This is a genomic window from Fulvivirga sp. AWR4_260 (genome assembly GCF_056158185.1).
This window is the reverse complement of record NZ_JBSWSU010000001.1, coordinates 1099799-1112011: the sequence shown is the minus strand read 5'-3', so window position 1 is coordinate 1112011 and position 12213 is coordinate 1099799. Positions and strand designations below refer to the sequence as shown.

The 12213-nt window shown below is 35.6% G+C and carries 10 protein-coding genes; all 10 read right to left on the bottom strand.

Annotated features, from left to right (window positions below):
• Positions 1 to 176 precede the first annotated feature (176 nt).
• A complete protein-coding gene (locus tag ACXACQ_RS04750) occupies positions 177 to 2429 on the bottom strand; it encodes a patatin-like phospholipase family protein (RefSeq protein ID WP_474974783.1) in 2253 nt (750 codons plus the stop codon).
• A 136-nt stretch (positions 2430 to 2565) separates the two neighbouring features.
• On the bottom strand, positions 2566 to 3861 hold the full coding sequence (locus ACXACQ_RS04745; RefSeq protein WP_474974782.1) for a peptidoglycan DD-metalloendopeptidase family protein: 1296 nt from the start codon (positions 3859 to 3861) through the stop codon (positions 2566 to 2568).
• A 372-nt stretch (positions 3862 to 4233) separates the two neighbouring features.
• Entirely contained in the window at positions 4234 to 6372 is a 2139-nt protein-coding gene (locus ACXACQ_RS04740; protein WP_474974781.1) for a protein-disulfide reductase DsbD family protein, read from the bottom strand.
• Between the two features lie 163 nt (positions 6373 to 6535).
• On the bottom strand, positions 6536 to 6736 hold the full coding sequence (locus tag ACXACQ_RS04735; protein ID WP_474975039.1) for a DUF4266 domain-containing protein: 201 nt from the start codon (positions 6734 to 6736) through the stop codon (positions 6536 to 6538).
• Positions 6737 to 6746: 10 nt separating this feature from the next.
• On the bottom strand, positions 6747 to 7742 hold the full coding sequence (locus ACXACQ_RS04730) for an FAD:protein FMN transferase (RefSeq protein WP_474974780.1): 996 nt from the start codon (positions 7740 to 7742) through the stop codon (positions 6747 to 6749).
• A gap of 37 nt (positions 7743 to 7779) precedes the next feature.
• Complete coding sequence (locus ACXACQ_RS04725) at positions 7780 to 8235, bottom strand: thioredoxin family protein (protein WP_474974779.1); 456 nt, start codon at positions 8233 to 8235, stop codon at positions 7780 to 7782.
• Positions 8236 to 8391: 156 nt separating this feature from the next.
• Complete coding sequence (locus ACXACQ_RS04720; protein ID WP_474974778.1) at positions 8392 to 9756, bottom strand: dipeptidase; 1365 nt, start codon at positions 9754 to 9756, stop codon at positions 8392 to 8394.
• Between the two features lie 75 nt (positions 9757 to 9831).
• Entirely contained in the window at positions 9832 to 10368 is a 537-nt protein-coding gene (locus tag ACXACQ_RS04715) for an OmpA family protein (RefSeq protein ID WP_474974777.1), read from the bottom strand.
• Between the two features lie 125 nt (positions 10369 to 10493).
• Positions 10494 to 11462, bottom strand: a complete 969-nt coding sequence (locus ACXACQ_RS04710; RefSeq protein WP_474974776.1) for a DUF697 domain-containing protein — start codon at positions 11460 to 11462, stop codon at positions 10494 to 10496.
• A 2-nt stretch (positions 11463 to 11464) separates the two neighbouring features.
• On the bottom strand, positions 11465 to 12211 hold the full coding sequence (locus ACXACQ_RS04705) for a type III pantothenate kinase (protein WP_474974775.1): 747 nt from the start codon (positions 12209 to 12211) through the stop codon (positions 11465 to 11467).
• Between the last annotated feature and the right edge of the window lie 2 nt (positions 12212 to 12213).

Here is a 12213-nt window from a genome sequence, read left to right as displayed (position 1 = left end):
TTAACCTTTCAGAAATTAACAACAATCAAATACGGCTAAAGCCAATTTTTGTACAATATGCACATTTTAAGCAAAAATAAACAAAATCTTACGTCAACAACAAAAAAAATAGTTCTAACGCAGAATCGCCTATTATTTAAATATAATGAATGATTTGCTCAAATTAAAATATGACATTACTCAATAGAACGTTTATTATATAGTAAAAAACCTACATGAAGTAAAACAGATAACTGCGACTGCTTATCATCATAATAGTTCAAATTCAATGCTATTGGACCAATAGGACTATGCATGACCAATGCTGCAGTGCCCGCCAAGTAAACATTATCGTTCCATCTATCCAATCCCGCTTGTTGCTCAGGTTCTTCAACTAACATCTTGATTGGTTTAAAAACATACCCCTCTAATCTAAAATCTATATTTGGTTTTAGGTTGAAAACATTTTTTGAACCTAGAGCCAAATAAGCTGGGGCTCTAAAATTTTCTAACAATATACTTCGACTATCTTGTAAGGGGTTGAAGCCAGGCGCATTGATCAACGTGCCAGTGTAGTTGCTGAACATTGGCATATTAGTATACACAGCATCTAATAGATACCCTGCACTGAAACGCCCATTTTTAAAGTATTGTTCTAGAGTTAGTTGTGCTTTTATCCATTCCCTATCATTAACCTGATACTCGGTTAACTCTGATGTGCTTCCCGGATCTAACTTCTCTTGGAGTGATAAAAAGTCAAATTTCAAGCTGAAAGAGTGACCATCATCAGGATATTGCTTTCTGTTTAAGTCATTTCTGTAAAATGAAACACCAGTTTTAAAACCATCGAGCCTCAGCTCATCAAATGTATCTGTGGTTTTTAAATCTACAATATTTACATAGGTATCTGCATTATCTACCCAAGAGCCATGGAGTACACCCTTCATTTTAGAGCCAAAAGGAAAACCAATATTTATGCCATAACCTCGGTCAACACGAGACAAAAATGTAGGATCTTCATTTTTTTTCAACACATCATCCACGTCCAAGTAATCCCACTTATTATAACTTATCTCTGGCTCAAAATACATCTGATTAAATATGGGCAAATTCAACCGAGACCTAAGTTTAGCTGATTTATAAAAACTACCCGCATAAAAATCCAGACTATTTTTAAGTAAATAATTATCAAAATAATAGTACTGCAAGCCAAGGAATATCTGACTAATATTTCGGCTGGCAATAGCTCCTCCTAAGTCAACGCTCAAGTTGTTTCTTGGCCTTCCGTAAATCTCCAACTGATACGAACTTGATGCCGAATCGAAAGTTATATCTGGATAAATAGTTCTAAAGTAGTTTTCTGAAACCAAACGGTAATAACCAGATTTAACATCCTCCATATAGAGGTTAGGTTTCTTTTTATTGATTTTAAAAACCCTATTAATGTACTTACGCTGTTTGGAGTTAAATCCATGATAATTGATATTACTAAAAACTAGTGGTTTGATTTTCGCATTGAACTGATTTCTTTTTCCTACAACCTCATCGCAAGTAACCCTGTTGGTAATTTTGGCCTTTATTTCATCCATTTGCCTCATCGTGGCCACATATCCGCTGTCTATCATGGCTTGTGCTTTAGCAAAATCAAAAGCGGTGTACCCATCTAAGTTAGGCTCTAAATAAATTCCTGATTCAGGCACTACAGCCGGGTCTGTTTTGTCCAGTAGCATGTACAATAAAGAATTGTTTAGTAGCTTTTCATCAGAATTGTATGGATACTCATTAAAAACCTTAGAAGAAACATTTACTCCTATGATCACATCGGGGTTAAATTCATCCTTAGCTACATCAACAGGGAAATTATTATAGATACCTCCATCAAATAAATATTTGTTATCTATTCTAATGGGTTTATAAAAAAAAGGAACAGATAGTGTAGCGCGTAGAGCTTGATTTAATGATCCTTGTGACAATACTACTTCATTCTGTGTGAAAATATCTGCAGCCACTACCCGAACAGGAATCATGAGGCTGTCAAAATTATAATTAGCACTAGCCGAAGGCTGAGCAAATTTTTCGGCCAACGCAAAATTGAGAGATAAATCGCTTGCCAAACTTGAGTTTATGGATGCATTGAATAGAGAGTCGAGCGATAGTTTTAAAGATAAAAAGGAGGCGTCTGGCTCTTCTTTACTATAAAAATAATTATAACCTTTTTCGAGCTCGCCATTAACCCAGCCCCTAAATAAATGAGAAGTCATAATTGCTTCTATTTCATCAGGAGATAAACCAGAAGCATAACTGCCAGCCACTACTCCTCCCATAGAGGTACCAAGCACATAGTCAACAGGAATATTATTTTCTTCTAAAGCTTTCAGCACTCCAACATGAGCTATGCCTTTAGCTCCTCCTCCACTCATCACCACTGCTACGCGCTGCGCAACTGACATATGAGTTATAAAAAGAAATATTATAATAATAGTTAATGAGTGTCGCATGTGATTGGTAATAAATACTTTTTAAATCTAAACAAAAAAAGCAAGACATATATTGCCTTGCTTTTTGATATCTAGATTATTGTAATAATTACTTCACACTTGCTAAAACTTCTTCTTTCTCTGCTGGAAGTTGAATATTATTTAGTTTCTGTAGTAAAGCATCTTTTACAGTATTGTATTCTATCATTTTCTCTTTTGAGATCGGCTCTGAGGCTGGCAAATCAACAGCTAACGCGTCTACCTGTACGCCATTTTTCCAAAATCTATAACACAAATGTGGGCCAGTAGCTAAACCAGTGCTACCTACATATCCTATTGTTTGATTTTGTTTTACTTTATCTCCTGCCTTTATACCTGATGCGATTTTAGACATGTGCAAATATTGGGTAGTATAAGTACTGTTATGTCTAATCTTTACAAAGTTACCATTGTATTTACTATACTGAGCTGCTACAACAATACCATCACCCACAGATCTAATAGGAGTACCTCTTGGTGCTGCAAAATCAGTACCTCTATGCGCCTTCCATCTTTTCTGAACCGGATGGTATCTATTTCCTGAATACCTAGAGCTGATTCTTGTAAACTCTAATGGGTATCTTAAAAGTGCTTTTCTTAAACTTTTACCATCTTCATCGTAATAATCGATACTACTACCCTGATCAAAATGAAATGCATAATAATCATTACCAAAGTGGTTAAAGTAAATAGCTTTAATATCTCCAATACCTACTGACTCTCCATCAACCTCTTTATCTTCATAAACCACTTTGAACTTATCGCCTTTTTGTAACCTGAAAAAATCTAATTGCCAAGCAAAAACATCAACAAAGTCATTCGTTAACTGAACTGGCAAACCTAACTCACTCATAGTAACTGATAGACTATATTCAATAACTCCAGAAGCACTTTTCTCAACAACCTTTACTTCTTTTTGGCGCTTTTCTATTGACATAGAATCTCTCAAATCAAATACTACATATTCGATTGGGTTATGCTCATACACTAGAGCCTTAGCCGTTTTCAAAGAGTCTTGATCACATATTAAAGTATATTTCTTATTAGCTGCTATTTTACGAACATCAAAAATGTCCCTCGACATACTTGCCAATCTGTAAATAGCCTCCGTAGAAATATTGTGAGCAGTCAAGATTTCAGAAATGTTTTGATTTCTCTTAATCTTATCTTCTATAACTACCATAGAATCTATAGCCATTCCGTACAATAATTTTGGTTCGGGCTTTACAGCTACAAATGAAGAATCAGACAAAAGCGGTTTGTTCTCTGCCACCACTTCGGTCGATTGATTTAAGGCTGGCACTAAGAAATAAAACCCAACTGCGATAAGGACTACTGTAATAAGTCCGAGATACTTTTTGGACATGTTGATTTTGAGTTAAAAAAATTTTATTGCTAAAACACTTTTTTCAGGATCACAAATAAGCACAATTGCCAACTAATATTAATGAATAAGTAAGAAAAATACCATAGTTTTCGTTTTTTTTACATGTATAACTTTCAATGAAAGCACTAAAACAACTGTATATCAGATAGTTATGGAATAAAATAACATTTCTTATTTTTATAAAACACTGTGTATCAGACACATGAAAAAGTAAGTTTTAATTGGCTATGAGCGTAGATTTTCACTTATGAATATCCTACTCTGAGCGCTATACATAAGACTGATTTAAAAAGTTCCTGAAATAAAAAAAGCCGTGAAATATTTCACGGCTTTTACTGAAATTATTAATACTTACTGCTGTTCATTAAACTTCTTAACTCCTTCATCAAGAAAATTTACGAAATTTTGAACATCCTTATCATAAGTTACAGGTGCCGTTAATACCTGCTCATTATTACCTAATAGAACGTAAAATGGCTGAGCGTTATTTTGCAAATTCGTAATTTGTAAATCAGCGTTTTGCTTTCCTATAGTTTTCTTCACCTTATTATCGTAAGAGGAAGTATACCATTCCGTTTTAGGCAACTCTGTTTTATCATCTACATAAAGAGCTACTATTACATAGTTTTCTTGTAGGCGTTTTAAAACCTCAGGATCAGACCAAACTACGGCTTCCATTTCACGACAGTTGGTACAACCATGCCCCGTAAAATCAATAAATAACGGTTTATTCTGCGCTCTTGCACATGCTATTGCTTGATCATAATCAAAATACCCTTCTAGCCCATGGGGCAAATGTAGAAAATCTGCGTATTTAGGTGCTTCGCAAATAGTAGGCTCCGATGTAGTTCCTATACTATTCTTAGCTGCTAACAAATTAAAGTCATGTGTGTGCATTGGAGGTAAATAACCTGCCAAAGCTTTTAAAGGCGCACCCCACATACCTGGAATTAAATAAAGAACAAAAGTGAACGTGATAATACTTAGCCCAAGCCTAGATATAGTGATTGTTTCTAATTTACTGTCGTGCGGTAAGCGAATTTTACCAAGTAAATAAAAACCTAAAAATGAGAATATAACTATCCAAATGGCTAGGTAAACTTCTCTATCTAACAAGCCCCAATGATATGCTTGATCTGCTGTGCTTAAAAATTTAAATGCTAATGCGAGTTCTACAAAACCTAAAACTACTTTTACTGAATTTAACCAGCCACCAGATTTTGGCAGTTTACTTAACCATCCAGGAAAAATTGCAAACAATGTAAATGGTACAGCAAAAGCTAGGGAAAACGCAAACATCCCTAGTACGGGTTTTAATATTTCTCCACCTGCTGAACTAACCAATATACTACCCACTATAGGTCCTGTACAACTAAAAGACACTAGCACTAATGTAAATGCCATAAAGAAAATACCTACTAAGCCACCCTTATCGGATTTTTGGTCCATCTTATTAACAAACCCACTTGGTAAAGTAATTTCGAATAACCCGAAAAATGAAAGTGAAAATATTAAGAATACTGTGAAGAAAATAACATTGGGCAACCAGTCTGTGGCTAAGCTATTGGCTGTTTCTGGCCCCATAAGTGGTGCTATTGCACTACCAATAATCGTGTAGATAACTATAATACTTATACCATATATAAGTGCTTGCCCTTTGCCTTGAGCTTTGCTGGTAAAAAAAGTAACGGTCATTGGTATCATCGGAAAAACGCATGGCGTTAACAATGCGGTTAGTCCAGCCACAAAAGCAAAAATCATAAACCAAATAAGCGATTTATCTTTACTGTCTTTAATAACCAAGTTATCACTCATGACCGGTCCAGTGTTTTTCTTGGCCGTTTCACTGGTAGCCGCTATATCAGTTACTGGTTGAGTTTTAGCTATCTCTTCCGTGGTATTTCCTTCCTCGCTAGTTTCAGCTACAGGTATTATACTTTTAGTTTCTCCAAAATTAGACTGCTCTTCTTTACCAACTTCCTCTGCTTCTGTTTTTGTCGCTTTAGTCGCTAAAGGCTCAGAGCTCGCGACTGTAAAATCATTAAATGTGAAGTCTTTATCAAAAGGAATACATTTCCCTTGAGAATCAGAACAGACTTGAAACTCATAATTACCTTCAACACTTAGATTGGCAGCAAGCACTTCGATAGTTTGGCGAAACTCCCCATGCTTTTTAAATATTTTTACATCACAACCAAAAGTGTCGTCATATTTTTCGTGAGGGTTAATTGGTTTAATATCACCAACCAATTTGTATGAACTGTTTTCAACAAAATGAAACTCTGTCACCATTGGCCCACAATCCGGATCAAAATCAGAAGAATATAAATACCACTCTGGATCAATAGTAGCCTTAAAAATGAGATCAACTTTATCGCCAATCTTAACCGTGGTTTTACTCACAGAAGTTGTCCAAGATGATGGTTCTTCTATTTGCCCATAAATAGTAGCAAAAAGAAAAAGTAATGGTAAAAACAATAAACGCTTCATTTTATAAAATTGATTAGAAAACAAATGTTAACTCAAAACTAAGTGAAAACACATCAAGGTTCCCTCCCTGTAGTGAATTATTACCTGAACGGTTGTAATTCGCAAACCTGCAGAGTCAGTAATTTCACCGTAATGGATAATGTTAATAAGCTAAAATAATATTTTAATTGCAGCCGCATCCGCCACCAGTTTTTCCTCCATTGGCACCTGAAGCCCCTTCTCGATATGCTTCAAAATTTGTTTCAAAGACCTCTACCTTGCGAGCCTTCAATTCCATATTCTCATCATTAAGGTAAACCTTCTGGTAAGCTTCAACCGATACGCAACTTTGTGTAGTAAGGGCAATAAAGCCAATTAGTAACATTATATTTCTTTTAATTAGCTTCATGTTTTATTTTTAAGAATGTTGAATCTTCAGTTATAATTTCATTTTTATAATAATTGAGCTTCAGGTTATTAGAAGTAAGTAGCTCATCATTATCATCTACCATTAGACATTCAACGCCTTTCAACTGGTTAATAAGCGATAACCCCTTTTCTTTTCCCATTACAAATACAGATGTTGCTAAGGCATCTGATATTTCAGCATCAGGACAAATAATAGTAACACTTTTTAATCCTTGAACGGGATAACCGGTACGAGGATCTATAATGTGGCTATATCTTTTTCCATTTATATCAATAAACTTTTCATAATTGCCAGACGTCACTACGGCTAACTCACCTATTTTGAGCCAACCTAAAATTTTGCGCTTATCCTTTGGGTTCGCAATTCCAATTGACCAGTCACTCTGATCAACTTCCTTACCCCAAGTAATTAAATCTCCACTAGCATTAACTATTCCGCTGGTTACTCCCATCTTTTGCATCACCTCTCTTCCCCTATTGGCCGCATAGCCTTTTCCAATAGCACCAAAACCGATTTTCATTCCCTTTTCTTTCAAAAAGACAGTTTGCTTGTCTTCATTAAGTATTATATTTCTATAATTAACTTTTGCGACCGACCGGAGCACCTCCTCCTCTGTGGGTAAATTTTTTATAGAACCATCGAATTTCCACACCTTATCCATAGATGCATATGATATATGAAAAGCGCCATTAGTTAAATCAGAAATTTTGATTGACCTTCTTATCAAATTAAATAACTCCGTATCTACCTTAACTGCTCTTACCCCTGCATTTCGATTGATTAAACTCGTTTGAGTAGTGCTATCCCAAGACGAAATCAGTTTCTCTATTCTTTTGATTTCAGACACAGCAGCTTGGATGCTTTCTTCCACTAAAGATTCGTTTTCACTTACTGCAGTAATTTCAAACCTACTGCCCATAAGTTTTAGTACCTTTTTATATGCCCTAGGCTGTGCTGCCATTTTTGAGCTTAACAATATTAAAGCAATGAAAACAAACCTATTCATTCAGTGCCTTCTCTAAAAAACTAATAAAATGAGCTGCACCACCTTCCTGATAACCGGTTTTCTTTATTACCCTTCCATTGTAATCCATTAAAACAACCAAAGGAAATGCTCCTGAATTATTATACTCACTAGCCAATTTTTCATTCTTAGTAATTTGATCCTTGTCAAGTTTATTCTTTTTCAAACGAGGAAAATCTGCTAAAACTAATACCAAATGATCATTGGCATAATCAATAAAGCTGGGCTGTTCAAAAACCTCGCGTGTAAATTTGATGCATGGCTTGCACCAGTCCGATCCGGCAAAACTCAACATCACCATCTTATGCTCTTTTCTGGCTAGCTGCTTTGCTTCCTCTATGTCATAATGCCAATCTGGCTTTTCACCTTCTTGCTCCATTACCGAAAATGTAGGAGCTATCAGTAACAATATTTTCAATAAGGTTTTCATATTCTTTTTATTTTATATCACGCTTATAGTGATCTAAAGTTGATGAACCATATTTATTTATAAAAATATATAAAGCCTGCGTTTTTAAATTAAATTTCAGGCCAAAAAAAAGGCCACTTATTAGTGGCCTTTATATTTCAATTCTCGAAAAGAGATTTACTTCATAGCAGCAAAATGCTTATAAAATAAAGTGATTGTTTCAATTCCTTTAAAATAGTTAAAAACACCATAATGCTCATTTGGAGAGTGAATTGCATCAGAATCTAACCCAAAACCTAAAAGCACAGTATTTACCTTTAATTCCTTCTCAAATAAAGAGACAATAGGAATACTTCCGCCATCTCTTGTTGGTATTGGAGTTTGGTTCCAAGCCTCCTCAAATGCTTTGCTGGCCGCTTGGTATGCAATAGAATCTGTAGGAGTTACTGCAGGCTCACCTCCGTGATGTGGAGTAACTTTTACCTTTACTGATTTTGGAGCTATTGATTCGAAGTGTTTTTTAAACAGATCGGTAATTTCTTGAGATACTTGATCAGGAACCAGTCTCATAGAAATTTTTGCATAAGCCTTAGAAGGCAATACCGTCTTAGCACCTTCTCCTATATATCCACCCCATATTCCGTTAACATCTAAAGTTGGTCTAATACCAGTTCTTTCTAAAGTAGTATAACCGTCCTCGCCACTTACATCTTCCACATCTAGGTCTTTCTTGTACTCATCAAGATCAAAAGGAGCCTCATTTAAGGCTTTTCTCTGCTCCTTTGTGAGCTCTGCTACCTTATCATAAAAACCAGGAACCGTAATTTTATTATTTTCATCTTTCAATGAGGCAATCATCTCACATAAAGCATTGATAGGGTTGGTTACACCTCCTCCATAAACACCCGAGTGCAAATCTCTGTTTGGTCCTGTTACTTCTACTTGTACATAACTTAAACCACGAAGCCCTGTAGTAATAGATGGATGCTCATTCGAAATTATAGCTGTATCTGATATTAAGATTACATCAGCAGCTAACTTCTCTTTATTTTCTTTTACAAATATTCCTAAATTGTCAGAGCCAACCTCCTCTTCTCCTTCAATCATGAACTTAACGTTACAAGGTAGGCTGTTTGTAGCCATCATTGTTTCGAAAGCTTTCACATGCATGTACATTTGACCTTTGTCATCGCATGCACCACGAGCATAAATTTTATCGTTTTTGATTACCGGCTCAAATGGAGGAGAATCCCATAGCTCATATGGGTCTGCAGGTTGCACATCATAATGACCATAAACAAGTACCGTGGGTAACTTTTCATCAATGATTTTTTCACCGTATACAATAGGATAACCAGCTGTAGGGCAAATTTCAGCCACATCAGCTCCGGCCTTTTGTATGCTATCTTTTACAGCTTCAGCTGTTTTTAAAACATCATCTTTAAACTTACTATCAGCACTTACCGATGGTATTCTAAGCAAGTCAAGAAGTTCATTCAAAAACTTGTCCTTATTCTTGTCTATATATTCTTTAGTAGTCATCTATTATGGATTTTCTTAAAAACCCAAAGGTAGGATGTATCAGTCAATTATACCAATACTGTACTATGACTACTTCTAACGGTAAGCAAACTCTATCTGAGCACAAGCATTAGCCCACTTATTCATGGCGATATCATTAGAATCAGGCTTTGGTTTATCTGATAACCAACGCATTACGTGAATTCTTTCTTTTGGAATTCCTTCATTTACTAAATAATCTTTCACGATTTCGGCCCTTGCTTTGGAGAGGTCAGTGGCAGAGCCATAGCTCATGTCATTGGTTTTATCATTTAGATCAAAGTAATCTGCAGATTCTCCTTTAATGATCATCGGCCCAGCGGCCTTTCTACTGGTATAACCCTGAATGTAAATCTTAGAGTCTGGGTGTTCTTCCAAACTTGTCATCACCTTTTCAATAACCGGTCTAGATTCGGGTAGTATTAAAGCTGCATCGAGATAAAAATATATACTATATACAGAATCCGACAAATCTTCCTTTTCAGGAATAATGCTAGCCTTTTTTATAACAGGAGTTTTAATGTCCTTATGAAAAATGAGAGAAACAACATTTATAGCCAACAGCACAACAATTAAATAACTATAATGCTTCACTTTTAACCGACTTTTTGACTTCTTATATACTTATTCTCTGAATATAAATTATTGCCATATAATTTAAACTATAATATCGATTAAAGGATGGGTATAAAGGATGATAAGCATTTTATAGCGATGAGTTATTCTTGTTGCTTATCAATATTCTTTTTTCTTTTAAACAAACCTGATACCCCTTTACCTGCTGACTTGATAGTGTTTTTACTTGCTGATTTGACCGCAGTTACCACACTATTAACCACTTGACCCGAAGATTCTAAAACTAACGCTTTCAACAAAGTAGACGCTGTAATGAAAGAATTTTTACGTATACTTTTTTGAGTCTCCTTTTGCTGAGCACCACAATAATTTTGTGTAACAATGCCAATTCTCAGGGTTAAAAATGCATTAGTAGATCCCTCTAATAAACTATCAGTAATAATATGTGCAGCATGACCTATAACAGGGATGGATCTACCTGGACTTTTAATTACAGCATTAATCACAGGATCGATCTGTCTGGTTATATCCACTTCATCAAGTTCTGAAGCTATTAGCGAAGTGGCGGCTACATTACCATACAAATAAAGCATGTCTTTTAAAAAGGGGCGTTGCCAATAAACATGAGCCACTTCCCAAATCATTTTACTTTGGGTAATAAAAACAGTTAGCGCATCCAATTTTCCGTTTTGAGATATGGCTGTAGTTAAAAATACGCTTTTAGCCGTTTTCTTTATGATTTCATCAGAGGTAGACTTCAGTAAATCCAGTGCTTCAGCTAGTCCTTGGTCAGAAGATAAGTCTATGGCAGAAGATTTTACTAGCTTATTTCTTTTCAATCTTCGTTTTAAACTAGCAATGTACGCCTCTTCATTATTGTTATCATCAGGGAAAATTATCGCCTTGGGTAACCGAAGAATTAAAACCACTGGCACTAAAATTAAAAGCAACAGCACGGTAGCTATCCCGCCTGTAACCAACCAAGCTAGTGTTTCATTAATTGTTAACAAGTTAGCATGTAGCATAGCCACTTGGTTAATAGAAAATATGATAAAGCCTATTACCAGTGCTCCACACACCATTGCACCCATCTTTTTAAATGACTGCAACATACTTAATCTTTATTAGCTTCAAAGATTAACCTTACTCCTTCTAGGGTAATGTTTGCATCAATTTCATCGAATGTATTTTCTAATGGCTTTAATACTTTTGATAAACCACCAGTAGCTACAACTTTCATTTTAGTTGATAATTCTGCTTCTATACGTTCAATCATTTTTTCTACCAAGCCAACGTACCCCCAAAGAATGCCCGACTGTATAGCTGTAGTTGTATCAATGCCAATAACAGAATCAGGGAGCTCCAAAGGTATTTCGTTGAGCTTTACAGCGCTGCTAGCCAAGGCTCTCATGGAAGTTCTTAACCCCGGAGCAATATTTACACCTCTAATTTTTTTATCAGACACAATGGTAAATGTAAGTGCAGTACCAAAATCAACGATAATACAATCGCCTCCCGTAAGTGTAAAACCAGCCAAAGCATCTGCCACCAAATCGCTGCCTATCTTATCAGGATGAAGCACTTCAATAGGAAGTTTTGCATAGCTTTTGTGGTCTATTACATAAGGAGTAATGCCCAATTTATCCGTTAGCTTAGTCTTTATAATATTGGTAAAGAAAGGCACCACGCTACTTATAGCCACTGCAGTAACATCAACATTGTCAAGATTTTCATTTAATGAACTAAATAGCACTGCCTGCGATTCATCTTTAGTTTCCAAGCGCCACACTTTAACCCAAGAAGAGCCATCGTGCAAACCAAAAACGGCATTGGAGTTTCCTATATCTACTGCTAATAACATGA